The 25,669-nt window shown below is 38.7% G+C and carries 30 protein-coding genes and 1 pseudogene; all 31 read right to left on the bottom strand.

Annotated elements, in window-relative coordinates; all coding sequences use genetic code 11:
- Nucleotides 1-66 precede the first annotated feature (66 nt).
- Nucleotides 67-3,492, bottom strand: coding sequence for a host specificity factor TipJ family phage tail protein (locus AAC388_RS07435; protein ID WP_342371431.1), 3,426 nt, complete (start codon nucleotides 3,490-3,492; stop codon nucleotides 67-69).
- Entirely contained in the window at nucleotides 3,485-3,847 is a 363-nt protein-coding gene (locus AAC388_RS07430; protein ID WP_111849284.1) for a hypothetical protein, read from the bottom strand. The genes AAC388_RS07435 and AAC388_RS07430 overlap by 8 nt, the downstream gene beginning before the upstream one ends.
- Complete coding sequence (locus AAC388_RS07425) at nucleotides 3,844-4,350, bottom strand: DUF1833 family protein (protein WP_342371430.1); 507 nt, start codon at nucleotides 4,348-4,350, stop codon at nucleotides 3,844-3,846. The genes AAC388_RS07430 and AAC388_RS07425 overlap by 4 nt, the downstream gene beginning before the upstream one ends.
- Nucleotides 4,350-4,748 (bottom strand): hypothetical protein, encoded by a 399-nt coding sequence (locus tag AAC388_RS07420; RefSeq protein WP_342371429.1) that lies wholly within the window; start codon nucleotides 4,746-4,748, stop codon nucleotides 4,350-4,352. The genes AAC388_RS07425 and AAC388_RS07420 overlap by 1 nt, the downstream gene beginning before the upstream one ends.
- Nucleotides 4,749-4,815: 67 nt before the next feature.
- Nucleotides 4,816-5,277 (bottom strand): TonB family protein, encoded by a 462-nt coding sequence (locus AAC388_RS07415; RefSeq protein ID WP_284116481.1) that lies wholly within the window; start codon nucleotides 5,275-5,277, stop codon nucleotides 4,816-4,818.
- A 159-nt stretch (nucleotides 5,278-5,436) separates the two neighbouring features.
- A complete protein-coding gene (locus AAC388_RS07410; protein WP_342371428.1) occupies nucleotides 5,437-10,635 on the bottom strand; it encodes a tape measure protein in 5,199 nt (1,732 codons plus the stop codon).
- A gap of 67 nt (nucleotides 10,636-10,702) precedes the next feature.
- Nucleotides 10,703-10,804, bottom strand: a pseudogene (locus tag AAC388_RS07405) (alpha/beta hydrolase); the annotation flags it as partial.
- Nucleotides 10,805-10,886: 82 nt separating this feature from the next.
- Entirely contained in the window at nucleotides 10,887-11,339 is a 453-nt protein-coding gene (locus tag AAC388_RS07400) for a hypothetical protein (protein WP_151817553.1), read from the bottom strand.
- A 1-nt stretch (nucleotide 11,340) separates the two neighbouring features.
- Nucleotides 11,341-12,024, bottom strand: a complete 684-nt coding sequence (locus tag AAC388_RS07395; protein ID WP_342371427.1) for a hypothetical protein — start codon at nucleotides 12,022-12,024, stop codon at nucleotides 11,341-11,343.
- A 98-nt stretch (nucleotides 12,025-12,122) separates the two neighbouring features.
- Complete coding sequence (locus AAC388_RS07390) at nucleotides 12,123-12,449, bottom strand: hypothetical protein (RefSeq protein ID WP_227063316.1); 327 nt, start codon at nucleotides 12,447-12,449, stop codon at nucleotides 12,123-12,125.
- A gap of 89 nt (nucleotides 12,450-12,538) precedes the next feature.
- On the bottom strand, nucleotides 12,539-12,883 hold the full coding sequence (locus AAC388_RS07385; RefSeq protein ID WP_227063314.1) for a hypothetical protein: 345 nt from the start codon (nucleotides 12,881-12,883) through the stop codon (nucleotides 12,539-12,541).
- A gap of 58 nt (nucleotides 12,884-12,941) precedes the next feature.
- Nucleotides 12,942-13,580, bottom strand: coding sequence for a TonB family protein (locus AAC388_RS07380; RefSeq protein WP_227063312.1), 639 nt, complete (start codon nucleotides 13,578-13,580; stop codon nucleotides 12,942-12,944).
- A 503-nt stretch (nucleotides 13,581-14,083) separates the two neighbouring features.
- Nucleotides 14,084-14,593, bottom strand: a complete 510-nt coding sequence (locus AAC388_RS07375) for a hypothetical protein (RefSeq protein WP_227063311.1) — start codon at nucleotides 14,591-14,593, stop codon at nucleotides 14,084-14,086.
- 72 nt (nucleotides 14,594-14,665) lie between these two features.
- On the bottom strand, nucleotides 14,666-15,583 hold the full coding sequence (locus AAC388_RS07370; protein ID WP_227063308.1) for a phage tail tube protein: 918 nt from the start codon (nucleotides 15,581-15,583) through the stop codon (nucleotides 14,666-14,668).
- A gap of 95 nt (nucleotides 15,584-15,678) precedes the next feature.
- Nucleotides 15,679-16,770 (bottom strand): phage tail protein, encoded by a 1,092-nt coding sequence (locus tag AAC388_RS07365; protein ID WP_342371426.1) that lies wholly within the window; start codon nucleotides 16,768-16,770, stop codon nucleotides 15,679-15,681.
- On the bottom strand, nucleotides 16,770-17,120 hold the full coding sequence (locus AAC388_RS07360; RefSeq protein WP_227063305.1) for a hypothetical protein: 351 nt from the start codon (nucleotides 17,118-17,120) through the stop codon (nucleotides 16,770-16,772). Before AAC388_RS07360 ends, AAC388_RS07365 begins: the two co-directional genes overlap by 1 nt.
- Nucleotides 17,121-17,213: 93 nt before the next feature.
- On the bottom strand, nucleotides 17,214-17,432 hold the full coding sequence (locus AAC388_RS07355) for a hypothetical protein (RefSeq protein ID WP_068563072.1): 219 nt from the start codon (nucleotides 17,430-17,432) through the stop codon (nucleotides 17,214-17,216).
- Nucleotides 17,433-17,488: 56 nt separating this feature from the next.
- Nucleotides 17,489-17,854 carry a hypothetical protein gene (locus AAC388_RS07350; protein ID WP_078220492.1) on the bottom strand — a complete coding sequence of 122 codons (366 nt, stop codon included), beginning with the start codon at nucleotides 17,852-17,854 and terminating at the stop codon, nucleotides 17,489-17,491.
- A 5-nt stretch (nucleotides 17,855-17,859) separates the two neighbouring features.
- Nucleotides 17,860-18,258, bottom strand: a complete 399-nt coding sequence (locus tag AAC388_RS07345; RefSeq protein WP_342371425.1) for a hypothetical protein — start codon at nucleotides 18,256-18,258, stop codon at nucleotides 17,860-17,862.
- Nucleotide 18,259: 1 nt separating this feature from the next.
- Nucleotides 18,260-18,628, bottom strand: coding sequence for an HK97 gp10 family phage protein (locus AAC388_RS07340; RefSeq protein ID WP_342371424.1), 369 nt, complete (start codon nucleotides 18,626-18,628; stop codon nucleotides 18,260-18,262).
- Complete coding sequence (locus tag AAC388_RS07335; protein ID WP_342371423.1) at nucleotides 18,600-19,007, bottom strand: hypothetical protein; 408 nt, start codon at nucleotides 19,005-19,007, stop codon at nucleotides 18,600-18,602. The genes AAC388_RS07340 and AAC388_RS07335 overlap by 29 nt, the downstream gene beginning before the upstream one ends.
- A gap of 11 nt (nucleotides 19,008-19,018) precedes the next feature.
- Nucleotides 19,019-19,189 carry a hypothetical protein gene (locus tag AAC388_RS07330; protein WP_171258602.1) on the bottom strand — a complete coding sequence of 57 codons (171 nt, stop codon included), beginning with the start codon at nucleotides 19,187-19,189 and terminating at the stop codon, nucleotides 19,019-19,021.
- A 48-nt stretch (nucleotides 19,190-19,237) separates the two neighbouring features.
- Complete coding sequence (locus AAC388_RS07325; protein ID WP_227063303.1) at nucleotides 19,238-19,576, bottom strand: hypothetical protein; 339 nt, start codon at nucleotides 19,574-19,576, stop codon at nucleotides 19,238-19,240.
- Between the two features lie 65 nt (nucleotides 19,577-19,641).
- Nucleotides 19,642-20,010, bottom strand: coding sequence for a glutamate 5-kinase (locus AAC388_RS07320; protein WP_068563066.1), 369 nt, complete (start codon nucleotides 20,008-20,010; stop codon nucleotides 19,642-19,644).
- Nucleotides 20,010-20,390: a hypothetical protein gene (locus AAC388_RS07315; protein ID WP_342371422.1), complete on the bottom strand. Its 381-nt coding sequence runs from the start codon at nucleotides 20,388-20,390 to the stop codon at nucleotides 20,010-20,012. The genes AAC388_RS07320 and AAC388_RS07315 overlap by 1 nt, the downstream gene beginning before the upstream one ends.
- Nucleotides 20,391-20,393: 3 nt before the next feature.
- Nucleotides 20,394-20,717 carry a HeH/LEM domain protein gene (locus AAC388_RS07310; protein WP_342371421.1) on the bottom strand — a complete coding sequence of 108 codons (324 nt, stop codon included), beginning with the start codon at nucleotides 20,715-20,717 and terminating at the stop codon, nucleotides 20,394-20,396.
- 43 nt (nucleotides 20,718-20,760) lie between these two features.
- Nucleotides 20,761-21,711 carry a major capsid protein gene (locus AAC388_RS07305; RefSeq protein ID WP_342371420.1) on the bottom strand — a complete coding sequence of 317 codons (951 nt, stop codon included), beginning with the start codon at nucleotides 21,709-21,711 and terminating at the stop codon, nucleotides 20,761-20,763.
- A 13-nt stretch (nucleotides 21,712-21,724) separates the two neighbouring features.
- Nucleotides 21,725-22,516, bottom strand: coding sequence for a hypothetical protein (locus AAC388_RS07300; RefSeq protein ID WP_342371419.1), 792 nt, complete (start codon nucleotides 22,514-22,516; stop codon nucleotides 21,725-21,727).
- A 101-nt stretch (nucleotides 22,517-22,617) separates the two neighbouring features.
- Nucleotides 22,618-23,100, bottom strand: coding sequence for a hypothetical protein (locus AAC388_RS07295; protein WP_342371418.1), 483 nt, complete (start codon nucleotides 23,098-23,100; stop codon nucleotides 22,618-22,620).
- Between the two features lie 74 nt (nucleotides 23,101-23,174).
- Nucleotides 23,175-24,278 carry a minor capsid protein gene (locus AAC388_RS07290; protein ID WP_342371417.1) on the bottom strand — a complete coding sequence of 368 codons (1,104 nt, stop codon included), beginning with the start codon at nucleotides 24,276-24,278 and terminating at the stop codon, nucleotides 23,175-23,177.
- Between the two features lie 9 nt (nucleotides 24,279-24,287).
- Nucleotides 24,288-25,634: a DUF4055 domain-containing protein gene (locus AAC388_RS07285; protein WP_342371416.1), complete on the bottom strand. Its 1,347-nt coding sequence runs from the start codon at nucleotides 25,632-25,634 to the stop codon at nucleotides 24,288-24,290.
- Between the last annotated feature and the right edge of the window lie 35 nt (nucleotides 25,635-25,669).

The following is a 25,669-nucleotide window of genomic DNA, read 5'->3' as shown; positions in this document are numbered from 1 at the left end:
GCCTTCCTCCAGATCATAGGCAATAAAAAAGCACCCGAAATGGGTGCTCTAAGTTCTTTCAAAGTATTAAAGGGTTTGTAAGATTTTCCCTCCATTTATCAATTGTGTCGTTAAAGGTGCCACTCCTACAATTGCGGTCCCACCTGGACCTGGTTGGCCTTCAGTCGTACCGTGGTATCGCCAATTCCAAGTACCATCATTGGTGGACTTGGTACCACGTTGTCCCCATCCACCACCATCACCAGATAATGGAGATACATAACGACCATCATTTGGCGTTCTATAACCTTTACCTGGTATCTCAGCTTCAGCATCAGTAACTTTTACTACTAATAAATACCCCCCTTCCAGATACCAGCGCCAATCCTGAGTATCATTGTGGATTGGCTGTCCAGTCATAACTCGACCAAACGGTGCTCCAGCTCCGCCAGGAACACCCTGCACGCCATAATTCAGTTCAGTGTAAATACCGCTAGGAGTTGCGCCACCACCTGAACCTCCACGAGCCAACGTTCCTCCATCAATGATCAAGTTCAATTTACTGTGCCGGTTCATTAAACCAGGTGCACCTTGGAACCCATCACGGCGCGTTCTGGTAAAGTTATAATTTGGATCACTGGTCCATGCACCAAATGCCAAATGTGGCAAGCCACCATCACCACCCCGCCCGACAACAGCGCCCTTAATCGTAAGATTTACGACAAGACCAGAAGGAAATTCTCCAGTATCGATCGCTGGTAATTCAGGAGCAGCAGGAACAATAAACTCTTTAGTATCCGTTTTATCAGTATGCTTATAAACCATTCTGGTTTCCGTTCTAAGTGAACTCGAACTGGATACCAAAGCGCCCGCCTCAACTACAAAACTAATTTCGCCTGTGGTTGGCAAATCACCTCTTTGCATCTGATATAGACGTGCAAGATTAATATCTAGCTGGTCATATCGAATGTAGATTGGTGAATCATCAACTGGCACATCAATAAAGTCCTTGTCATTAAGGTAATAACGCACATCGTAATTCACTGCAGTGATTGTATTTGAGAACTTATCAACCGGATCTTTCTTTGCAACTAGATAAGGTAATGAGTCCTTTGTATCGTCATTCACAACCGTATAAATCGTATTAACGAAATCATCTGAACTTAGCTTTAGAGCACCGCTTGGTAAACGTCCTAAAACCACCTTATTCTTGGCTGAACCAGATGTAACCGGTATAAGGTCAACGCTGCCATCTCCCATTTGTAGATAAATTACATAGCTCTTGCCAGCTATGAAATCGACATCGTGACTCAAAGTAAGAATTAAGCCCTCTTGCTTTACCACCTCACCGCTTTGATGAATACCATTTCGATAATCAGCTACAGCAATACGGTCACGTAATACTAATAATTCAGATTCAGGTGCTGCATCAAAAGTGATAGATTTACGCTGAAAGCGAAGTTTGTTCCAAAGCCGATATGCATTGAAATGGGCTTGCCACTTATTACGTACTCCTACAGATTTCACTTCTTTTGGATTCTTGGCTCCTTTATCCGGCAAGTAAATATTGATGCGACTATCATCGGTCGGATCCGTATATTCATAGATGAGGCCATCATAATCATCTATTACACCGAAAGTCAGATCATGCTTGTAACTATCCGGAATAATATTCCTAAAGTTAAACAACAACACCGAGTTATCTGTAGGTCGCTCAAAGTAGATTTTTAGCTTATTGTTTTGCCGATATGCTGTACAAAAGACGGCATCACACAGGTTCGTCACAAGCTCTTCAAATGAAAGATTGGTATCATCAATAGTAGTGCAGAACTCAGCCGCTAATGGAGTACCAAAATAATCGACTATATCGTTATAGGTACGATAGATGTTTTCTATATCAATCTCTTCAATCGTACGGCGGCCAATCTTGTCATCCAGTGCCATTGAGACCAGTGCATCTGCAAAGCTTGACGTTGGAAATAACTCAGTCGTCATTGAGCCATTTTTATAAGTCGGTAACATCCGCTGAAGATCGAAATTGATCTTGCGGGATTTAACTGACAATGCTCCAGTCGTTGCATAAGTACGTGCACGGAAAACCGTTTCATGCTCATACGTTGTGCTTTGCAATGGATATGCACCATATAGTGCTTGCCACTTCACATCATCAACAACAGTTGTAACTCCAGGAGTTGAAGTTAAACGGCGAGCTCGTACACTGCAGCGGCCCTGAAATGTGACCATATCCAGCGTTGCCCCAACAGTTTGCCGTGACTTAGCCGAACCCTTGAGAATGATCTGCTTTAGCATTGGATTACCAATTGCAGCACCTGATTCATTCACTGGAGTAACTTCAACCTCAATCGTGACGTTTACAGCTGCCTGATTGCCCCCTGATGAAACTGTATAAAGTCCATTTGTGGCAACGAAGTTGCAAAGTACTCTACTACGTTCAATATTGTCTAAGATAAATGGACCTATCCATTTCTCACCGATGGATGCAAGCTTTGGGGATGCAGCAGCTGTTTGCTGATTAGATAGCTCTTTTAGCTTTAACCAGTTTGGATTAACCGCTGCTGGATTTGATAATGTCATGCGATCATCGGCAACGGATAGGACACTGTAAGTACCGTTTAAATCGTATGTTTGCCCGTTATAAGTAAATGAAGCATTAGTGATTTCAATGCGATCATTGCTGACAAATTTAGTCGTTAAATCTGTGTTGTTTGCAGTTGCCCGAAGGATCTCGTTTGGATAGGCAAAAAGAAGATAATTGGTTCCTTCTAAAGTTTGTGTATCGGCTGGTCGCAAGACTTGACCATTAACAGAAGTTTGATGCTGTACTGTTAAAGGTGGTGTAGTAATTTCAGTACCAATCGAAAAGTAGGGTTCTCCAGAAACGATGTCTACACCTGGTCGAAATACCTCAACAGATGCCCCAGCAATATCTACAATGTTGGTTTCACCGTCGTAGGAACCTTTAATGTGATATTGACCACGGCCTATGCAGCCGACCATATGTTCCACTTCGATGTTGTTTTCATAAACCTTATAAGGCACAGCTATTGAATCAGGCGTATCCCAAGCAGCACCATAAATATCTGCAATACGACCATTCACCCGGATCTTGTTTTCTCGATTAGAAAGTTCGTTATTTGCGGATGAAGATTGGTTAATATTCTGAGTAGTCTGCGCCATCGATGGCGTAGGCATTAAAAACGCAATCGCAATACTAATTACAATTGAAACGATAGCAGCAACCCATTTGGGGTTCTCAATAACAATGAAAGTACCAGGTAAAAAATCAAGCTGCTTTAAGTCAAATGCATTCTTGGGAGTTACTTCATTCGCTAAAGAGATTTCCGCATGGTTCATATTACTAGGTGTATAAAAAATACGGATGTGCTCAGGCATGAATTCATATTTTGAAGTAAGCCATTGCCCTATGGTGTGTGCATGTTCAATTGTCTTCTCTTCAGACAATGCATCTTGTTTATAAATAACTTTAATCATAATAACTAACTCGACTAAACCCCATTCCCATGACAACCTCTTCCGGTAAATAAGTGACCCCGCTTTCCATCAGATGCAGAATCTTTTGCCCACGAAAAAGCCCCACATGTGGGGGCTTGTTTCTTTGTCTTGGGTGGAAGGCGACTATGCACCCCTCCTTAGGCATAGGCAGAGGATTCAATAGTTTTAAACGTGATGTTAGGAAAGTAATTTTTCCTTTTGGTTGCATAAATAGTTCAAGTGCCTCACCTCGATCTACTCCATATAGATCCATTGCAGCTTCATGGACAAAATGGACACAGTTGTAATGCTCTTCGTCGTACTGCTTATCAAGCAAATGATCATGACTTTTCACACAGCCCCCTTCAGCCCACTAAAGCGATCAAGTGAGAAAATATCCCCTGTTTTATTTGTGTTTAGCCGTGGTGATTCTGCTTTAAATGTTACTGCTTTATGATTCATGGCAACACTGGCAAGCTGGAGGCCAAGTAAATAAAACATTGGTGTATTCAAGTTATCTGAACTATAAAGGCGGTAATTTACGGTCGGCTTAACATTAGAATATTGCCCCTCAATTACCCGTTCAAACTCATCAGGTAATACATCACCTAAACCAGAAATTGAAACGGTAAGTGTCTGGTCCAGATCACCCAGCATTCCGGATCTTTGAATTGAAACAGGCAGATATTCATAAAAGACCTGACCAGTGCCAACCTTATGCTGCACATAGACACCTCTATCGTCATTACGAACAACACGATAAGTGTTTAGAAAAGATGGATGTGATAGCTCAATACACTCCAGTTGATAGATATCGACTTTACGATTGAGAAAGAACTTGGCGTATTCGTTATCCATTAGACCTCCCAATCTTTAATCAATGCTGCATCAGCTGTAAGGTTTGGCTGGTTCTGAATGACTTCCATCTGAGCGGTTACCCGGTAAAGATTTCCATTCACCTCGTTAGTCTTGAATGAGTTAGGAATGAAGTTACATAGATATTGCTGGCGTGCACCCTGATCAATCACCAGATCCGCATAGAATGAAGCTGGCTTATTCTGGTATATCCTCCAGAACGCCATCATTTTATTGAAATCGGTTTTACTTAAATTCCAGTTCACATCGACAATGTGGCTATTACGTTTTACATCGATGTAATAGCGTCCTCGACCTCCATCCATCTGCTGACGTTTAACATCATCACCTGGTGTTACGCCATAGCCATTTGTTTGAGGATTTAGCTTTAACTTGTACATAACTTTCCTTTAGGCAATAAAAAAGCGCCCAAAGGCGCTTCTCAAAAATTAAAACTAGAATTTCAATTTATTTAATATAAAACTCGAAAGGTAATATCACATCAAAAGAATAATACTGACCATTTAACTGATAAGGCTTTATTTTAGCGCCCTTAACTGCTGAAATCGCTTTTTTATCTAATTCTATTAACCCAGAACTTAGTATTACGGTAACGCTTTTAATAATTCCTTGATTATTAGCCTTTACATTCAATAATAATTTTCTGTACTGTCCTTCTAAATCAGCTCGAGTAATAGCAATGCGAGGCTTTCTTTCCCACTTTACTTTATCTAAACTCTCTACGTTAAATTCACTTAATGAATTAACTTCGCTTCCGTCATTAGTGCTTTCTACTAACAGAACCTCATCAGAAGCCCCACTATTTATTCTTTGCCAACCATTATTAACTACAGGTTCTAAACTATAAACATTGCTCGCAAAAACTATGTTCACAAACCCCATTAAAGTTATTAAAACTTTAGTATTCATATCGCTTGTTCCAGCTTTGATTTTTGCTCTAAAAATAAAAATGGTTAATAGTGAAGATTAAGCTACTAACCAAAAATGAATTTTATCCAATTTTTTTAATTAAAAATCTTTAATTCATTAATTTTATTAGAAAACCATCTCGAAAGATGGTTTTCTAGATTAACGATTACGTCTTGCGGTCGTATTCTCAGTCAAGGAGCGACTAATAGTTGAGTTTGGATTACCAATTTGATCACTTACAAGTTTTGGTACCGTTCTTGGAAGTTGCTTATCCAGTTCCTCTTTAACAATGATCCGGACTGTTTGCTCATCCAATTGCTCAGCTTCAACCATTGCCCCACTTACCTGATTTACGACTTCAATTTTGAAATTGATAGTTGGAGAAGATTGCTCAAAAGTAGGCATAAACTCAGCTTGAGGGCGTGAAGATTGTCCTAAGGTAAAGTCCTGAACATCTTCAAGATTTGAACGATCATTAACTAAACCATTTGAAGAGAAGTAGACTTTGCCATCATGGAATAGATCTGAGTTTGCCGTGTTAGAGGGGTTGGCTGCACTAGTATTTCCCTTATAGATAATCTGATCATCTTGATAGGACTGATTAAAGATGTTCGAAATATCTCTATTTTGGTTAAATGCTCGTGAACTTTGATTAGCCCGATTCATGATATTTTCAAAAGAGGTATTATTTTGAGCATAGTTAGAAATAAATGATTTTGGACTTGTGGCCTTTCTCATCTGTTCTACTTTCTCAACCCCTCCCCAATTTCTAATATCATCCTGAGACCAGACAATCTCATTTCTATGCACAGCACCAGCTACATCATACTTTTTGCCTCTCCCTGTAAACCCGCCATTAGCAAAGCCTTTCGAACCATCCACGACAATCGGATTGGAAACACTTGTTTCTCTAAAGTTAATAACTTCTTCAAGTAGATTCTTCCTAGCTGTTTGAACTTTCTCGTTAAGTGCCTTGCTTTCAATTGATTTAACAATGATCTGATTGTCTCGAGCAGATTGATTAAAGATATTCGTATTTGTCCGGCTATCATTAAATGCTTTTGAACTTTGAGCCGATCGGTTAAAGATACTCTCAGCAGAGGTGTTATTTTGCGCATGATTGTTGATCAATGTACTGGAATTACCATGGTCCCTAAAAATTGAAATTTCCTTCAGCAATTCCTTCTGAGCATTCTGAATAGTACTGTTTGAAACATTACTATTTTGAATTTTCGAGTTAGAAAAATGAGATAAGTTCGATTTATTGGCAGTAAAGGATTTACTACTTTGAATCGATCTATCTTGAATTTTGCTAAAGCTTGAGTTGTTCCCAGCGTACTGGTTAGTAATGCTTTGAACATCTCCCGATCTTGATACTGCATCTTTTCTCGGCTTGAGAGCATTAAGGATAATCTGATTCTCTCGAGTAGGCTGATTAAAGATATTCGAGATCGTTTGATTGTCATTAAAAGCTTTTGAGCTTAGGAATGAACGATTAAAGACATTTTCTGCTGAAGTGTTATTAGTAGCATAGTTATTAATAAATGCTTCAGGGCTTGCACTCTTACGCATATTCTCAACCAAACCAACACCACCCCATCGTTTAATATCTTCTTGGGACCAGACTACCTCTCCTTTGTGGACTATACCCGCAGGATCATATTTGCCACCATATCCAGTAAAACCACCATCAGCAAAACCTTGATCTTTGATTGCCCGGATGTTTGCAATAATGCTGGCTCCTTGAGCAACTGCGCCAGCAATTAAAGGCAAGTTATAAGGGAAACCTACTTTTGAAGCTGCTGCGATATTCTGCTGAATGGCAATACCTGCAGCTGCAATTGCATAAGCCTTATCCGCCGCAAACATAAGCTTGTATGCTTTAGATTGCTCACCAAACATAGAACCAAACATTGAGGTGACTGAACCCATCATTTGGCCACCAAGGGCAATTTGGGTGTTCAGTCGATCCTGTTGATACTTGTCTTCAATATCCTTTGAGTTCTGAGCATATTCACTTGTAATTTGATTACGTTGCTCTTGAGCAGCTTGAATAATTGCAGTTTTCTGGTTTTCGTAATCCTGTTGCTGAATTAGCCCAGCTTGCATCTGTGCATTCAGACTATCTAAACTGCTTTGTTCATTTAAGTTCACCACTCCTTTTTGACTATCAAAAAAATTGGTCGCTGAGCTCATACGACTAGATCGCTCCTGATCCTGTCTATAAAACTCACTAGTGCCATTCATATCAGCTTGAACGCCACCCCATGTTTGTCCAGCTTTTGTCGCCCGATCAAGTGTTTCAAGCTGCTCTTGTGATTTCGATAAAGCAATTCGCTTTCTTCTTTCTTCCTCATCCTTTACAGTTTTTTGGATTTCAAGGCGCTCTAATCTGTAACGTTCTTGCATTGCTTCTGTTTCAGATAGCAGAAAAATACGAGCCTGAAATAAACGCTGCTCTTGAGCCAATTTCATAAGCGCGTTTTCTTGCTGATATTGCTGTTCTAGCAATTCCACAGCCTGCTTTTGTTCTGATTTACTTAATTCAATATCATGAGCCGCGTTAAACTTTTTGCGGTTAAAGCTCTCTTCAAGTAACTGTTCCTCGGTTTTCTGGAACTCCTTATAGTCCTCTAGTTTGCTTCTAACTGCTTGTTTGGCTATAGCAATATCATTATCAGCACGGCGCTGTAATTCAGCCTTAATTTCAACAGTACGCTCTGGAGTAAAACCAGCTTTATCAACATCCTCCAGTCTAACTTTTAAGTTATTCTGGATCCGCTGTACTTCACTAGCTACCTCATTTTCAAGTGACCGTTGCAGATCCTGTTGACGATCAAGTTGTGATTGGATATCACCTGATGCTTTATCACTCCCTTTACTTGCCCCACCTTTAACCTTGCTTTGCATACTTGGTGACTGATGCAGAAGTTTAAGAGTTACACCATCTTCAAAGATCACTTCACTAACATAGCCACCGCCTTTGCTGTCATATCTTGTCTTGATATCTTTCACAGCGACATTGGTTGTGATCGGCGTACCTTCGGGCATAGAGAAATCAATACCCTTATGAAATGAAGAAGCCCCTTTAGTTGGGGCTTGTCTTGGACCATAATTTGAACTGATCTTATAGGATGACAATGGTTTACCACCCGCCTGCAATCTGGCCAGATGTTCATTCGAGACTTTCTGGCCAGACATTGAACCGCCATATCTAACGTCGAGATGTGGGCCTGTGCCAATACCTGATTGGCCAGAAACGCCTACTAATCGTTTAGTGATTTTTTCTTGCTTTGCAAGTTCACTTGTATGCTTACGTTCAGCTGCAGTTAATTCATCTTTCTTATCCTTGAGTACATCGAGAGCTTTTTGAGCTTTTGCAACCTGATCCATTTCTTCTTTTGAAATGATCGCTGTTGTGCCAGGAGGAGCAACAGCTTGCTTGGCTTTTTGCAACTCGAGTATTTTTTTAACTGTCTCCTCACTATAACCAAGATTTAATAAGGCCAACTCCTCATTTGATTTCAGCACTTCATTGCGAAGACTATCAAAATAGCCTTTCTGAGCTTTGGCAGCCTTTTGAGCTGCACTTTCATTTCCAATTAAAGCCTTAGAGTTATTATCAATACCAGCAACTGCTGTTTGAGCTTTATTCCCAGAAAGTTCTACTTCAATACCAAATAGTTTGAGTGACTCTTTCGAAGTTTTAGCTGCTTTGGCATTATTCTCAAACTCAGCACTATTTTGTTTTAGTGCATTATAGATATCTCGACTAATACGCAACTCGTTAAAACGTTTAACTGCCTCATTCATGCTAATTGTGCCATCTTTGGCCTGATTAACTACCTGAACAATTTCCTTATTACCTTTATAAAGTTGAGCAATCGCATTCAATTGAATATTGATCTTACTGCTAGATTCAGCAAGTGCCTTATTCTGCCGCTCAAAAGCAGAAGTCATATCATTGATAGCCGAGTCCTTTTCTAATCCTCGTAAAGCTAACAATTCATCTTTTGCTCTCTTAGCTACTGCAGCTTGCTCTTCTAACTTCTTGTTAGCCTTATCAGCTTTATCCTGAAAATACATATAGCCTGCTGCTAATGCTGTAATTCCAAGAGTTATTGCGCCAATTGGACCACCAACTAAACCTAACGCACGGCTTCCAAGTGAAGCAACCCTATTTAAATTTCCTTGAGCTAAAGTATATGCAGCCGTTGCTGCGGTGGCCTCTTTTAAAGCGATACTATGAGCAACTTCAGCTGCAGTCTTGCGTTGTACAGCGATTGCACGTGCGTCAGCTGTAATTGCTGCATTATATTCTGCTCGAGCTAATCCTATTTCTGTTAACGCTAATGCAGCAGATTGTCTTGCTCGCATTGCCTCTACACCAAGTAACTGAACTTGAGATTGCGCTTCTGCCAAATTTGCAGCTCTTTGTTGAGCAGATGCAACTATGCTTGCTTGAATGGCGATAGTTTTTGTTAAAACTGCTTTCGTCATTAATCCAATTCCAAGGACAAAAGCACTATCTACAATTAGATCGAGATTTTCAGCCAGAATTTGAATGGATCCAGCTAAAGTTTGAGCTGCACCAGAACCTTGCCCTGTTTCACCTACAAACTTTGTAATACCATTGCTTAACATCTCTAAAGACTGAGTAATTGTTTTATCAGTTTTCCCATAGAGCTCTTCAACACTATCACCAGCTTTTAACAAGGCTTTAGTGATAACTTCTCCAGTAAGCTGCCCATCAAGCATCATTTGACGGAGTTCACCACGGGTTATTCCCAACCCTTTTGCCATAGCATTTAATAATCCACCAGCTCCATCAACAAGGCTGTTAAACTCTTCTGCTCTTAAAACTCCACCATCTAAAGCTTGTCCATACTGGAATAACGCCGCAGAAGCTGATTCAGCATTTGAACCACTAATAGCAACAGCTTTTGAGGTAATTTCTGTAAGTTTTGCAGTTTGTTCTTGAGTTAAATTTAGAGTTTTAGCATTTGACATGTATTTGGAATAGACATCATTAACAGCTCCCCAAGAAGAAGCAGAACGCTGAGCTATTTCAAAAGTATCATCCATTGCCTGATTTAATTCTTCTTGGCTATTAGTAACTAATTTTAATTTGTTATTAATACCAGTGTAGAGATCCATCTTGCTAATGGCAGAACCAATTGTAACCACGCCAGCCATGTAACCAGCTAATGAGCGAGTAGCTACAGACATGCGATCCATTGACTTTGTGGCAAAGTCACCATTCTTTTCAATACTATTGAGCTCATTACCTAGATTGCGTGCATTGCGTTCAGCATTTTGCGAATCAATAACAATGACCAAACGGGATTCTTGTGCCATTTCACTTTTCTCCAGGCAATAAAAAACCCACTCAATGAGTGGGTTCTGTTTAAGTTATATATAATTACTAAACTGGGCAGTTAAACCAATTTGGTCGCGCTAGAAATCTCTGCCCATTTGACATTGCTATCATCGAACAGTTTGCATTGATTAAAGGCTCATTTTTTATAACTTCTTTAGTAAGTTTCCTATGAAGAAGCGCAGCAGATTAAAAAAGCACCATAGGGTGCTTTTTTAAATTTTATTATTTATTAATAACCAATAAATAACTTATCAACTCTATCTTCTATTTTCCAATCATTTGGTAATGCAGAATTTCCATTCTTTAGTAAACTCAAATATTCTTTTGCTGTTTGAAGCTTACAAAGAGCTTCCTTAGTAAAGCCTTCATAACTTAGATTTTGGTAAATTTCACAAAACTTAATAGCACTTGTATATATATTTCGATCTTTTGTTAGCAAGTCTCGAGTATTAGTATTTCCTTTATTGTACTGTTGCTTAAACTCAATATTAGCTTTTTCTAGAAAATCATTTGAAGCATCTAACAGACAACTATTATATGCTGCAGAAAATTTTGAATTCTCAGGATCTTTTAAACATGTAACTAAAGAATTTCTAATTAGCTTTTTTGATTGAGAGTAACTTTCAGCACTTACATAGCAACTAAAAAGCAAAATCAACCCCACCAAAACAATCTTTTTCATCTTAATCCACCTTGTTAAAGTTTCTAATCACTTTATATTTAATATCTTGATTTGTTGCTTCAATAATTTCTAGAAGTGCGCCCTTATATCCAATTTCTTTTGATTGGCTAAGATCATATTCAACATTGTTATTAAATGCTGGTCTAGCAATATTGCTTGAAAACTCGCGATAACCAATGTTTATTTTATTACCAACTTTTCCACTATAAATTAAAGTTTGTTGGAATGAATCTTCATTAACTGATCCTTCGGTCTTAAAACTTACACTTGTTGCGTCACCACATGACTTAGTATTGTAGATTGTTACAACACATAACCACCCTTTTTTATTAATCATTAAGACACTTGGTGGATCCGATAATAGTTTTGCTCTGGCCCCTTCAGTATTTTTCTTAAGTTCGCGCAAAGAATAAAATTTATTTTCTTTATCATGACCAATTTGAGCATATTTACCGGCGAATACTTTATATTGCATATTTAGATCATAATCAGACTGGATAACTATTATGTCCTGTTCAATGATCTTTCCTTGTGAAACTAAAGAATCCCCAACATAAGCCGTATTTATAGAACCTATTGGCGGCTTACTAATATTTGCAGTTTTAGGAATATAATTACCAATTTGAGGAGTAGTACACCCTACTAAACCTAATCCAACCAAACCCGCAGCCAATATTTTTTTCATGAATTTCACCATTTGTTATAAAGTTCACCTAATCTAACAACCTGGTTACTAAATGTCATATAAAAAAACAGAATTCGAGATTAGTTTATTTAAAACTATTAAACATTAAGTGAATCAAGGCACCCCTTTAAAGCCTCTTCTGCAAATTGCTTTGCTACCTCTTTCTTTTCCTCTTCAGTTTTCAATAAAGGATTTTTGTAAGCTTCCTTTATGAGTGCAATATAGAACCAAGTAAATGATTGATCTCTTGAATCATTTGTAACAGTTATAAATAAATCTTTAGCTTGAGTCCCATGTTGTCTCTTATACATAATATTGTTTGCATATTTTGAAACTGGTTCACAATATTTCAGTTGTTCAGAACTATTATCAGCTATAGCTATAGTCGAAAAACTTATCAATAAACAAAAAAGTATTTTTTTCATCAAATCACCAATTACTAAGAGTGAGTAAAATTAAACAGCTCAGAAAACCCAAAAACCACCTGAAGGTGATAAAGTATTTTTTCTAAAATTTAATTAGAAGATTCAAAACCTTTTATGCATCTATTGAAAAATATTGATGAATAATCTTTCCTATATGCTTTTCTTTCACTTTCATTAACCGGAAATGGTATATGGTCGTAGACAAGGTCAATTAATTTCTTACTAAAAACAATCAGCACTTCATTTTGGGTCTTTTCTTCAACTAAATGATATTGCTCCTCTCGACTTTGACCCTTGAAATAATTATCCATATAGACCAATGCTAATTCTGTATATATTTCACACTTTTTCTTTACTTCTATATTTTCCGATAATTTGGCTTGAACCGTTCCTATCAATGTAAACATAAGTGTAAATAGATAAAGCTTTTTCATTAGGTTTCTCTTAGATTTTGTCATTTAATAAATCAGTATCTATTAAATTAATAATATTCTAGTAATGAAGAGTAAAAAATTTCGTTAATGTTAAATTTGTAGTATCACTAATCGGATAAGGTTTTCCGTTAATTATCAGAGGGAAAAATTTTGCTTTTTTACGGAATTCATCTAAAACAAAATTATCCAATTCTTGTAAGCCGGTACTTTTTTGAATCTTTGCAACTGTGATATTGCCATTATCATCTGCTTCTGAATAAATACTCATATATCTGATTTGCCCTTTAAGATCATCTTTATTAACCTTAATTTCAGGAAAAAATTCAAAAATTGGCTTTCTAGAAACATCAAAACTGAATGGCTGCTTACCATAAAAACCAACATAAAAACCATTTTCTTGATAAGGGTAAAAGCTAGCATTCTTCATGGCTTTTAAGCTTTTTTTGTCTAGAGATTCAATACCACTACTTTTAATGATTGTCGTATCTATCACTTTACCCTTTTCATTCGCTAAAAAACCTACAACAACCTCTCTGTCATATCCTTGAAGTTCCTGATCGCTAATATTAATTTTAGGGATTTGCTTCCAGTGTAAATTTGGAGGCATTACTTCGACTAAATTTTTAGGATCATTGGCATAAACATTAAGCGCAAAACAGAATAATAAACTTAATAAAACTTTTAAGAGAATTTTCATATTGATCCATGTATTAAAATATTTATTTGAAAGTATAAAAGTGATGAAATTATAAATGATTTCAACCGCAATTAACGATAATACCTTTTTTATAGAATTTCATCATAGCCTCATAATCCCTTAAGAGCGTTTCCTTTGTATATACATTAGGTGAGAGCTTCAGTAATGCTGGCATATACTGTTTTTTGTAGACATCAGGATAGGTGTTGCACAATAACTAAAATAGCTATCACGTAGATAGCTATTTTATTGCTTTTTGGATTTGGTAGAAATCTTCTTATGAACTTCTTCAATAAATAAATTATCTAAAGCAAAAATACAGTCGTTAAAGATATGAGCATCAACAGGTAAATCATTATGCTCAGCAAATACATTGATAGCCTGCTGATCTAAAGATAGAGGTACACCCTGCTCATATCGTCTAGATCTAATAATCGTGCTAAATGCTGCAAGAATTGAGTCAGCCGCATAAGAATATTCTGGTGGATCTGGAACATGTCCACCTAAGAACTTGATTTGTTCGATTTCGTGCGGCGTTTTCGACGCATAGGTTTTTCGATACTTGTAGAGTTCGATGACTTTCCCAAAATCGTCGCCTTGTCTTTATCTGCATCTTCCTGGATCTTTTGAGCATGCTCTTTAATGAATGTCCAGATCAGTAGGCCAATATCACCTAAGTTAAGCAGCTTAGATGCATTCTCAGGGGTATAAGGTTGCTCAGTTTCAACTGTATCATCACCTTCTACTTCAGCAAAAACTACGCCCTTCCAGTCCTCAATTAAATGAGCTCCAGCTGCATCCAATAAAAGCTCGTGGTAAAGCTTTCCGTTTTCATCTTTTGCCATTACATCATAGCCTTTTGATGAAATTTGATTCCCAGCTTTTTCTAATGCAACCTGAAAAGGTTTATAGCCGATCCCACGAATTTTAAACTCTGCTTGACCACCTGCAGTTTCAAACGTACACCACTTCGATACTTCTGAACTTCGTACAATTCCAACTTTTAAAGCCATAACTACCTCGAAAATTTAGAAAATAAAAAAAGCCCATGGGATTCCATAGGCTCTAAGGTTTATTAATTTGAATTACACAAGAGCACGCACAATCGTTGGAGCTGTTCGCACTTGAGCAAAGTTGATATCTAAAGTGATGATGTCATCACCGCCCCCGTCTGGGTGATTTGCTTCCATAACTTCTAGCTGCGGGAAGTTGAAAGAGTATTTACTTCCTTTACTGTCTTTAATATCAAAGGCCAGTGTAAATACATCACGGGATTTAATGGCATCAATCCAGCCTGCTGCTGTAGCTGAGAACATGAATGAAGCATTCGCTTCAATATCCATCATTTTCTCTAAGTAAAACTCTGGAGTGTATTTGCCTGAACCGATACAGCGGATCGCTTCAAGGTTATTATTGATTGAAAGCGTGAGTGACTGCATACACGCTTTACCTTGAATAGATTGGCCATTAACTAGCAAGTTTTCAACGTTTGGCATGCTAACCAATGGGCGGCTTGATGCAGCTAAAGGATTGTTAACCGGGTTTACTTGTTGACGGGTAAATGAATTACCTACTAAACCGAAGTTACCTGTGATTTTACCAGTGGTCTGAATCGTGATTTCACCAGTATTAACCTGAACTCCACGGTAAATAAAGACCTGACCAACATCTTCAAATACTTTCACCAAGGTTAATGATTTACGGACTGTACCACCAATTGTTAAGCTATTTGCAGCCCAGTTATTGAAGGCTAAAGCACTTAAGAATAGATCAAATGTCCCTAGCGATAACTCAAACTCTAACTGACCTGCCACTTCTGCTTCTGTAACTACACCACCTTGTCGGAAGCGAGAATCTACAACCTCACTACTTTCTTCAGTTGAAACGTTTTCAGATAAACCATCTGATACACGGCGAACGGTGTACCAGACTGGATTCGCTGGAGTTGTACCTAATACTGCTTCTTCACAAGCATATAAACGAATTTTTGAGCCTGAACTCATTTGTTGTTCTCCAAAATTTAGGCATAAAAAAACCCGCTTCATCAGCGGGTCGTTATAAAAAAGGGCGTAAAAAAACCCGCTAAATTAGCGAGTTCTTATTTGGTTTCATCTGAAGCCTGAGGCGGCTCAATATTATTCATTGCTGCTGCTACAGCTTCGGATAAATTGGTTGGCTGAAACTCAACTGGTGTTTCACTCAACGGTTCTTCAGGTTCTGGTTCAGGTTCTTCATGCAAACGGATATCAATCCAGCGAGACTCTGGAATATCTACTGGATTATCAAAATCAGGAACAATTGAAGCTGTTTCGATATCGAACTTTTTCTTGTAGGTTTTTACTGAAATGTCTCCATCTTCAAGCTGCTCGTAAGACACCGCAACAACTACATTCCCGTTAGCATCCTTCGGCATTTCGATATACCAGCCCTCTTTGGCAAAACCTAATGAATCTTTAATGAGGTAGTCACCAACATCTATCTTTTCAAAACTAATTGGCTGTTTAGAAGCATCTTCATTGAGTTCAAGTGAGTCAGCGAAAAGTCTTACAATTGGTGAAGCTGCCTTATAAACCCCGTTTGAGTCGACGGTGAAGCCTTTTGAGCTCAATTCACCTGTATTTGCTACAGTAACCAGCTTTCCGCTTGTTGCAGTATTATCAGTGGCATAAACGATATTGTTTTTGCTGGTATATACGATTTGTTCAGTCTTGCTTAGATTTCCAGTAGAAGTGTTATAACTCCACGCAATCACGGCCATATAATTGGCACGTGTTGAGGTGTAATAAGGTAAGAATAACTCCGTTCCTGTAAGTCCTCCCCTGGTAATTACAAGTGAAGGCCCGTAACCAGGAACAATTTGATTTGTATAAATGCTAGATGGCGCATTTTTAAATCGTGTTTTTTGTGTACCCGATTTATATGCAACATCTAGATCAGTTTCAGGTTCTGACGCTGGTGAAGCTCCATATCCAAAATCAGCGACACCATATGGACCAAAAGTTGCAACCTCTCCATTTCCTGTACCAACATTCTTTGTAGCGGCAGTGCCTAGTCCTGTCACTTGTGTATAGTCTGGCGTTAGGTTTGGAATACCAGATGCAAAAGGCAGCATAAATTGCCGCTTGCCTTGAGCAGAGTTATATTGAAATGGCCGATGATCCCATGAAAATTTAAAAACTAGATTTGCCATTATGCTGTTACTCCCTCAATGACTTGGAAAGTCAAAGTTTCAGTATGTTGAATAACACCACCAACAACCGCTTTAATATCCATCTGACATAAACCCAATGGCCATGCAGCTGTACTGGCAGTTGATTTCACGTTCAACCAGCCTTTTTGTGTGCTCTGGCTTAATGCAGCACAAGTTAAAGGTGTAACTGCGACTCCATCTAAAGTTTTAACCTGTGAAGTAAATGCATACCCGGTTAAATCAATTGCGCGTCGTACATCATTGGCTGGGTATTGCAGCGCATCATCGACATCGACTAACTGCAAATTCAAGTTGAATGTGTCACCACGCTTAAAACAAAAATTGCTCATAAGTGATTCCTGTAAAAATAAAAAGCCACCGATGAGGTGGTAGTGGATAAGACATAAAAAAACCGCCATTTTGGCGGATCTTATTTCTAAAATTTAAGGCTTGTAATCGAGATCTACACTGACTCCAGTAACGATATTATGTTTTGGACCATCTATACACTGAACGTTTGCTAAACGGATATTCACATCGGAAACACATAGCTTGTTTTCGCTTTGCCACTTCTTCAGCTCAACAGACATAATATCTTCTAAATGTCGTTCCAGTTCTTGCCGTTTAATTTCGATTTCTTCTAAAGTCAGCATACATGACATATCAATTCACCTTGTTTAGTTCAAATTATTCACTAAATGCACCACTAAACTTATCTTTATTGTTGTTTTGGCTCATTTTTAGCTCTCAAACATTCCTCCTCCACTTGGCGTGGAAAATTCACCATAGCAAGCATGCTATTTTCATCTTTTTCGCTTACTTCAGGAAAATCATAGACCTTATCTACCGCATCACTCACATCATCTCTATAATCGTCACCCAAAAAACTTGTAAATACTAATTTTATTGCATCCTTACTAACATTAGCCCACTTAGCGTTAAAAGTAGAAAAAGCAACTTTACCAATGTTCTCACAATATATTCCATTAGATATTTCGGTAGGCGTAGGTGTAGTTTCTGCAATAGCAAACGCATTGCTCGATAAACATAATAATAGTGCAATAAATAGGCTCTTACTTTTCATGATTTTTAATTAACTCTAAATTGTACTGATACATTGTACTGGATAAACTCGCTATCCTTGCCTGCATTGATGGCTTGCCCCTGCAGACATTCCAGATGATCAATACTGAAATATTCGAAATGAGCCAGTAATGCATCGCTGAGCTCGGTAATCGCTTTCTCTCCAGTATGTAGTCGATCGAAGCATTGAATCATAATATTGCCTGTTCGCCGTGTACACGGTTTGTCAACAATACCCGAGGTAAAACTCGGACCACCTGCAATTGTTAAACGGCACCATACGCCGTCCTTTGGTACCTTAAAACCCGGAGCATTTGGATACTGAATTCTGTCTTGGGCAATACCTGTAAAGCTTTGCATACGGCTGATAATAGCTTGCCTCGTCTGCTCTAAAGTCATTGCCATCTTAACCACCGTACTTTTGAGAAATATAAGTAAACGTGGTGTTGTAAATGCCTTGTGGTGCTTGATCAGACCAACCATTCTCTAGGCGTTCAGCATATGGAAGGTTGTTCTGGATATAGACCAAATTGCCCAGCTTAAACTTAACGGCTTGAATAGCTGCATCTTGCACGGCGTTTGTTTCAGATCCACGCACACCATAGTCACCAGATCCAATCGAAACAATATGAGAAGCACGATAAGCACCCGTATCAACGGGACTTGAAACAACTAAAGACTGAACAGCATCCATAGTAATTTTCTTTACCTTGTCCTCTGCTGTTTTAGCCACATCAAAACTGAAATCAGTTGGCTTTTTCCCCTTCCATCCCATTATTTACCTCGCTTTCTTCATACATTTTAAAAAGGTCTTGAGCAATCGCTTGAATCGAATATGCTTCAAATTCTGAACTAGGCTCATTTTCTCCCATGAGCTTTTTAACTTTCTGCCAAACATGAACAGCTTCATGTAATAGCAAGCCATAGATCTCTCTCACTTTTCTTTCTGAGGTATCACCCAACTGAACAACTGCATAAGCACCATTAGAATAGAAATCAACTTGTGCCGCTGCGCCTTCAATAGATAAGAAAGGGTCAACCTGATTCATGTTTTCAAATAACAGATCCATGTGAATTTGATTTCGAGCTAATGTGTATTGAACATGTTGGAATGGTGAGATGTACCACTCGGGTACATAATCAGTATTAACCATGGCCTGACCTATCAACTTGGCAAAGGTGTTTCAGTCGCCTCTCTGCCATCAAATGCGTTATGAATAAAAATGCCATCCACATATTCGGGATGGCATGCGCAGTGAAAAAATGAATGAGGTTTTAAATCATCATCAGGTACAACCTGAACGCTGTCATAGACCTCATGTGCAGTCCAAGTCATAATTACTCCAATAAAAAACCCACCGAAGTGGGTTTATGTTTTTTTAAATTACTTTTTGGGCTCTTTTTTAAAAGTAACTGTAATTTTATTCTTTACAAGATTTTTACCTATTTCATAGTCAGGATTAAATGTAAATAGATTATGAGCCGCTATGCCTACTGCTGTTGCAACCCCTAAGCCAGCAACTAAAACACCTGAAGCAACTCCCGCAATACGCCCTTCAGTATAAACACGGCAAGTTAACCCATTACTTTCAATTGATTTTTCAACCATATTTACACATTCTTTAATTTTTCCTCCCGCACCTAAAATCTCAAAAGATTTTTTTCCTTTAATTAAAGGCTCAAGAAGACTATTAGTTAAATTGTCATATTTAATTGTTTGCATAAAGATCAACATTATTTAAATTAATGAAATATAATTAAATCAATTAAAATGTTATCTTTCAATAACTAAATTTTTCTCAACTGACATTTCCAAATAGTTGAGGCAGGATCTTGCTGAATATGAATAACACGGAATGAGCCTGAGGTTGTTAGCCATTCATCATCAATTTTGGGCACCATTGTCACTTCATTTTGAAGCACAGTTGCTTTTTTATCTGTGGCCAGCACTCCAAGCGTTTGTATTTCATATTGACTGTATGAGCCAAACAGAACGCCACGGCCAGAATAATTTTCTTTAACTTCAACATAAGTTTCAGTCTTAGGATCCCAATTTGTTTTAGAGTTCCGCTCACATGTAAAAGTATGAACGGCGTCCGCTAAATCTTCATTAAATGCATCAGCAATATCTGCCTGAATTTCTTCACGTAAGCCCATTAGATTTTCCTGACAAAAAAGACGGATTTTCGTTTGCAATATGGTTTGATCAAATCAAGAATAAATTGCTCAGTCGCACTCAGTTTTACTGATCCGTCCTGGTATTCATTTTCAGTTTCAACCGTATCAGCTTTGACTTTTTTACGTTTTAGTGCCTGTTCCTGCCCTTGATATAGATCACCTTTCATAATGCCCTTGATGATTTGATAGGAGGCCGTTTTTAAAGGTTCAGGTACTTGGGTAGCATCTTCATAAGGCTTAACGTTACGTGCTAAAAGATATGCTTCGGCCATTTGGAGGTATTGAGCCTTATCACTGGCAGATAAAGCATCAAAGCCTTCAACATGTTCTATCGCTTCTTGTTCAGTGATAAAGCTCATAAATTATTCCTTTGGATCTTGTGGAATTAAAGCAATCAATTCTGGCTTTAATGCCGACTGTTTAAACTCGATGCCCTTGTCAGTTAGATAAGCCTTGATTTGGTCGACCTTCCAGTTTTCATAATCACCTGGTGTAGGGCCATCTAATGGATCTGGATTACCCTTACCCTCTTCAAGCTCTGCAATACGTGCTTTCATTGCTTCAGGATCATTCTGAAATGCAATAAATTCACCTTTTGCAGTTTCTAGCTGTTCTTCAAGCTCTGTAATTTTTGCTTCAGTCATTTGTTGTCTTTCCCGTGCACGGTTAAATGATGAAAGTCCCATAGAAGGATCTCCAAAAAATAAGGCGGTGTTACCCGCCTTTTAGTTATTTGATTTTGTGCTTAAATGCCACAATACGGATCTGTTTAGGATCGTATACACGCTCCCAGTTAGTACCAGTTGCAAGCCCAGTATTTTTAGGAGCAATTCCATTTGGTCCTGCCCATTTAACACCACGTGGATGCAGCACAAAGTGACGGCGGTTAATCAAGATATCTACACCAGCAAGGCTGTCGCGATCAGTTTCAACCGCATTTGGAGCGCCAATATCTTGGAAGCCCACAGCGCCTTGACCAAATAAGAAAGAAGTAAACACATCACCATCAACGGGCATGCCATCATCAACAATCACACGGCGTTCCATAAAGGTTTTATAGAGTAAAACCCCATCAGCATCACGCACGGTTTCAATCAAGCCCTGCTTAGATAAAGCTGACATAGTGAATGAATGCATTGAAATCGCCGTTAATTTGTCAACCGCATCGCCAAGCTTATATGACGCATCAACAAAAGAATGACCATCAATAATCGCTGCGGCCCCTGTTTCTGCAGAAATATCATGTACATTACTTGCCATACTTGCAGCGCCAAAAACACCTTTGAGGGTATTCACGGTAAAACCTTGAAACTCACGGGCCCAATAATCTGCTACAAGATCCCCAACCGCTCCAAGTGGATCGTCGCCAGATAATGCCTTTGCTAAATCGTTAGCCCCCCATGCCTTACCGCGGGCATGAAGAATTGCAATATCCTGACCTGAAGTAATGTTATTTACAGTTAAAGGGGTTTGATCAGAAAGAACTTCAGATTCACCACTTAAGTCGTTCCAAAAAGGAATATTTACAGTAGTACCGCCTTTCGTACCGAAAGCTACATCTTCTTCAAGATCCCCCACAATGCCAGACTGCCATAAGGCAGATTTCTCAGCGGTTTTATTTAAAACATACGGAGTGAATAACTCAGGTACGATTACATCAGCAATTTTGGTATCACCCATTAGGCTTTACTCCTTAAAGTTTAATATTGTGTTTTGCAGCTAGTTCTTTAGCTAACTGCGGATTTTCATTTCGCAATTGCGCCAATTTGGTTAAGTTCACCGAACCATCTGGTTTGAGAATGTCGACCTGACCTTTTGTATTGGCACTACCTGGTGCCCCCATACCATTCGCCTTAGGCCAGTAGTACGGCTTTTGCTCACGTAGAGATTCAACCCACTCTTTTGGGGTTTGCGGTGTTTGGCCATCTTTGCCAATAACCACTTCGCCGTTTTCATCAACAGCAACCGCTTTACCGTTTTCATCTAATGCAAACTTTGATTTAGCTAAAAACGCAATGTCACCTGTTGCTTCAGCTAATGCTTCAAGCTCTACAGCCGCTTGAACGATTTGTCCTTGAATTACTGATTCCTTAAACTTATTTGCATAAGCTTCAGCTTTGTCAGCACGGTCTTTTTCGGCTTTAAGTACCTTTTCATGTTCTTCACGCATCTTCTCGGTGCGCTTATGAATCACTTCTGTAATTTTGCCTTCAGCAATTAGCTTGGCTTCTTCATCTTGATCAAGCTGAGCAAAGACTCTTTTAACGATTTCAGGGTCAATCCCTTCAAATTGAGATTGAAGTTCCTGAAGTTTTCGTTTTGCATCCTTAGCGGCATCACGCTCGCTTTGAAGTGCAGTTTTAAGTCCTTTAGGATCTTCGTAGCCGTCTAAATCAAGGCGAAACTTCCCGTTTTCCTCAACATATAGAGCACGGTGCTCTTCTTTGATTGCATCAAGTGAATCAACAATAAATGGCAATGACATGTTCAAACCTCTCGTTTGATTGGGGTAAAACCTTATCTCAAGGCATAAAAAAAGCCCTATTTGTAATAGGGCTTTGGGATATTTAAAAAATTAATTTCTTTTTATTTAAGCGGTCTAACTGGTCTAGAAAATAAATGCTTTTTCATGCCTACAATTCCCGTGGTGATGAGAATGCATATTAAACCATGAAATAGAAAAGAAATTAGGCTAGGCCTATAACCATCAACAATGGAATGTAGGATTGTAAAAGCTATAAGAATACCAGCTGTTAACCTAAAAAGAGCTACTGAGGTATCTATTAGTCCATCTGAGACTCCTTTTATCATCTCTTTATTTTTAAAAGCGAATAGGTAGAAAAAACCATATAAAAGCGAACCAATGATTATACAAATTAATATTGTTATTAGGTTTGTTCTATCGAATAGATCTCCTAAGGAAAAAACGATTTTTTCAACCCCTTTAACCCCATTCAACAAATAAGCCATGCTCATTGAAGTTAAATTAATAATAATAACTATACAAAGCTCAGTATAAAAAATCACCCTTAATTTTTTAAACCCATCCACTTTTAATGAATCATTCACAAATTTTATCCCTTCCAATTCAAAGGATATAAAATATACTTTTCTTGCAAATTAATTCAAGATTCCTAACTTTTTTAAATTCCAAGCTCCTTAAATCTTTGTTCATCCAACTTTCTAAGTTGGTCCAATGTGTAAAGCCGCCCTTCTGGATCGAAGAACTTATCAAAATCGAATTTTCCATCTTTATAGAGCTTGAAACGCTTGGATCCTAACCATTCTTTTTGAAAGAAATCGTCTGTCTTCTTAAAGAACTCTTTGAAAGAGATGTTGGCATCCAATTGCCCTATTAACTGGCTTCGCTCATCTTTCGGAATGTCCTTAACTTGACGTTCGTCCATGACAAACGGGCGTTCTCCTACAAGGCGACCATCTTTCTCAACTGGAACCAGAATGCTGCGGCAATTAGGATGCAACGGCGGCACACGTTTAGCTGGATCGTTAATCTCCCATACGGATCCATCCAATGATGCACAAAGTTTGGATGTTCTTCCGTCCAGCGTTGCTACCAGTTTTACGTATTCAAAACCGATCTGGTTAAAACTATTGAGATAAGCTTGATTGGCCACATGACTGCGAACTGTTCTCACTGTACGATCAATATCAGATTTAGAACTGGTTAATAGACCATCCTCAAAGTTAAGGCGTTTAGTTCCACCGATGCGCTGAACAATTTGCTGATTCGTTTTACCTGAACTAATCCCATCCCGAATCGCATATTCAACCTTTTGACGAGCACTTTCAGCCAACTTTGTTAAAAGGTCGTCGACCAAGGCCCCGCCTACTAAAGGGAATTTTTTAGCAGCCTTATAAAGCTTGTCTCCATTAGGCTGTTTAATCTTTCCGCCGTATAGTTTTGCCGTGTAGTTGGCCTCATATACCGCTAATGCTGTAGCAGAAACCGCGAATGCTTCAGGTAATGAAGTATTAATTGCCGTAAACCACTGAGAAATTAAATCCCGAATCTCTTTGAGGTTTGTAGTTGTATATTGGCCACTAGCAAGTGCCACCTTTTCAGAATCATTTAACTCATCCAACAAATCTCGAAGCTTTGCCAGCATTAAGGCTGACTCAGCATTAAAGATTGTTAATAATTCATTAACTGATTGAGAAGAAGTTCGATATAAATATGCTTGATGTTGTGTAAGTACCTCGATCAAGGTTTTATCTTTTGAAGTCATGTCTCACCTCTACAACGGCATACTATACCGCTCACTTTCAACACGCTTCAGCTCTTCCTTAAAATCATGAGCTGGTAACTTCCCAGTAGCGATATATTCCCAATACGTCTGAAAAGAGTTCTTACCAGAAATAGCACCTTCATAAAGCTGCTTAGCCAGATTGATATCGTATTTCTGGACAATAAACTCAGGCTCTACCGTGAATGCATTTTTTGAAGGATCCAGCTTTAGCCATTGAGCAGCATATTTAATAGCTTGTTCAATGGCTGCTGCTGCACACATCACAATACTATGTAAGCTTGCATGCTGATCATCCTGACGTGCACGGCGCGCTTCACCTGATTCTTGTGTATTGGTATCTACAACTTTAGCTCCAGCTTCAAGAGCTGCATTTTTCTGAGAATCCATTTCCTGTTTGGTTAACTCAATGCCACTGCCAGAAATTTCCAAGTAACCGCATTGTGATTCCTTAGGTAAGCTCCAGACAGCCATAACACCTGTAACACTAATATCATCATCTTCATCCCCGTCTAAACCATTAATCCAAGGTTGTGGATGTGCTGTGTGATGAAGTGATTGGAAGTAATCGGCACTAAGCTGGTAATGCTTTAGTGCTGCTTTTGCCATAGTTAAAAGAGGGACTGTGCCAACATCTGGTGAATTATCTGTGGTACCGCAGAATACAAACGGCGTGAACGATAGCTGATTACCGCCCAATGTGGGCGTTTTATCGTCTTCAGTTGAACCATCAAACAAGCGAACTACCAAGGCTCCATTAATCATGGATAAAACACGGTGAACCGTTTTAGTATCATGGCCAAACTCATCTTCACTGTTATCAAATTGCTCCTCGAGCACTAATAGCTTCAGATCCTTACGACCACCAATACTGTTTTCTTTCCAGTTGATGATTGATAAAGCATTATATAAAGCAAAATAAGGAACACTTTTATCATCGACGTCTACCATCAATCCGCAGCGGCCAAATACTAATAGCTCCAGACAAATACGAATGAAAAGCTGTTTTAATCCAAACCCATCATTGGTTGCGTTATCAATCAGTCCTTTGAGCAAAGAGCTTTCAATCACAATATTCGGCTCTAGCTTTGAAACCAAACCAATCATCGTACGTAATGAATCTTGAACCCATAAAGGATACTGAGCACGGCTTAGATAAGCTTTATAAATCTCTCCAGTCGTATCACCCTGCTTTTCAGCTTCAATCATCCCTGCCGATTTAGAGAGGTATTTGGTCTGTGCCTGTTTGATCTGCTCTTCGCCAGCTACGGCATCACGCATAATCAACCAGGCATTTTGCGCAGCAATATACTGCGGATGTTTATCAGTAACTGCCATAAAAACACCAATAAAAAAGCACCTAAAAAGGTGCG

It is taken from the genome of Acinetobacter sp. D009 (genome assembly GCF_038562025.1).
GTDB classification, from domain to species: domain Bacteria; phylum Pseudomonadota; class Gammaproteobacteria; order Pseudomonadales; family Moraxellaceae; genus Acinetobacter; species Acinetobacter pittii.
This window is presented reverse-complemented; position numbering and strand designations above follow the sequence as displayed.

Coding starts and splice junctions, on each gene's coding strand:
- AAC388_RS07435 (WP_342371431.1), bottom strand. CDS start 3,492: ATGATTAAAGTTATTTATAAACAAGATGCATTGTCTGAAGAGAAGACA.
- AAC388_RS07425 (WP_342371430.1), bottom strand. CDS start 4,350: ATGGATAACGAATACGCCAAGTTCTTTCTCAATCGTAAAGTCGATATC.
- AAC388_RS07420 (WP_342371429.1), bottom strand. CDS start 4,748: ATGTACAAGTTAAAGCTAAATCCTCAAACAAATGGCTATGGCGTAACA.
- AAC388_RS07415 (WP_284116481.1), bottom strand. CDS start 5,277: ATGAATACTAAAGTTTTAATAACTTTAATGGGGTTTGTGAACATAGTT.
- AAC388_RS07410 (WP_342371428.1), bottom strand. CDS start 10,635: ATGGCACAAGAATCCCGTTTGGTCATTGTTATTGATTCGCAAAATGCT.
- AAC388_RS07400 (WP_151817553.1), bottom strand. CDS start 11,339: ATGAAAAAGATTGTTTTGGTGGGGTTGATTTTGCTTTTTAGTTGCTAT.
- AAC388_RS07395 (WP_342371427.1), bottom strand. CDS start 12,024: ATGAAAAAAATATTGGCTGCGGGTTTGGTTGGATTAGGTTTAGTAGGG.
- AAC388_RS07390 (WP_227063316.1), bottom strand. CDS start 12,449: ATGAAAAAAATACTTTTTTGTTTATTGATAAGTTTTTCGACTATAGCT.
- AAC388_RS07385 (WP_227063314.1), bottom strand. CDS start 12,883: ATGAAAAAGCTTTATCTATTTACACTTATGTTTACATTGATAGGAACG.
- AAC388_RS07380 (WP_227063312.1), bottom strand. CDS start 13,580: ATGAAAATTCTCTTAAAAGTTTTATTAAGTTTATTATTCTGTTTTGCG.
- AAC388_RS07375 (WP_227063311.1), bottom strand. CDS start 14,593: ATGGCTTTAAAAGTTGGAATTGTACGAAGTTCAGAAGTATCGAAGTGG.
- AAC388_RS07370 (WP_227063308.1), bottom strand. CDS start 15,583: ATGAGTTCAGGCTCAAAAATTCGTTTATATGCTTGTGAAGAAGCAGTA.
- AAC388_RS07365 (WP_342371426.1), bottom strand. CDS start 16,770: ATGGCAAATCTAGTTTTTAAATTTTCATGGGATCATCGGCCATTTCAA.
- AAC388_RS07360 (WP_227063305.1), bottom strand. CDS start 17,120: ATGAGCAATTTTTGTTTTAAGCGTGGTGACACATTCAACTTGAATTTG.
- AAC388_RS07355 (WP_068563072.1), bottom strand. CDS start 17,432: ATGTCATGTATGCTGACTTTAGAAGAAATCGAAATTAAACGGCAAGAA.
- AAC388_RS07350 (WP_078220492.1), bottom strand. CDS start 17,854: ATGAAAAGTAAGAGCCTATTTATTGCACTATTATTATGTTTATCGAGC.
- AAC388_RS07345 (WP_342371425.1), bottom strand. CDS start 18,258: ATGGCAATGACTTTAGAGCAGACGAGGCAAGCTATTATCAGCCGTATG.
- AAC388_RS07340 (WP_342371424.1), bottom strand. CDS start 18,628: ATGGGATGGAAGGGGAAAAAGCCAACTGATTTCAGTTTTGATGTGGCT.
- AAC388_RS07335 (WP_342371423.1), bottom strand. CDS start 19,007: ATGGTTAATACTGATTATGTACCCGAGTGGTACATCTCACCATTCCAA.
- AAC388_RS07330 (WP_171258602.1), bottom strand. CDS start 19,189: ATGACTTGGACTGCACATGAGGTCTATGACAGCGTTCAGGTTGTACCT.
- AAC388_RS07325 (WP_227063303.1), bottom strand. CDS start 19,576: ATGCAAACAATTAAATATGACAATTTAACTAATAGTCTTCTTGAGCCT.
- AAC388_RS07320 (WP_068563066.1), bottom strand. CDS start 20,010: ATGGGCTTACGTGAAGAAATTCAGGCAGATATTGCTGATGCATTTAAT.
- AAC388_RS07315 (WP_342371422.1), bottom strand. CDS start 20,390: ATGAGCTTTATCACTGAACAAGAAGCGATAGAACATGTTGAAGGCTTT.
- AAC388_RS07310 (WP_342371421.1), bottom strand. CDS start 20,717: ATGGGACTTTCATCATTTAACCGTGCACGGGAAAGACAACAAATGACT.
- AAC388_RS07305 (WP_342371420.1), bottom strand. CDS start 21,711: ATGGGTGATACCAAAATTGCTGATGTAATCGTACCTGAGTTATTCACT.
- AAC388_RS07300 (WP_342371419.1), bottom strand. CDS start 22,516: ATGTCATTGCCATTTATTGTTGATTCACTTGATGCAATCAAAGAAGAG.
- AAC388_RS07290 (WP_342371417.1), bottom strand. CDS start 24,278: ATGACTTCAAAAGATAAAACCTTGATCGAGGTACTTACACAACATCAA.
- AAC388_RS07285 (WP_342371416.1), bottom strand. CDS start 25,634: ATGGCAGTTACTGATAAACATCCGCAGTATATTGCTGCGCAAAATGCC.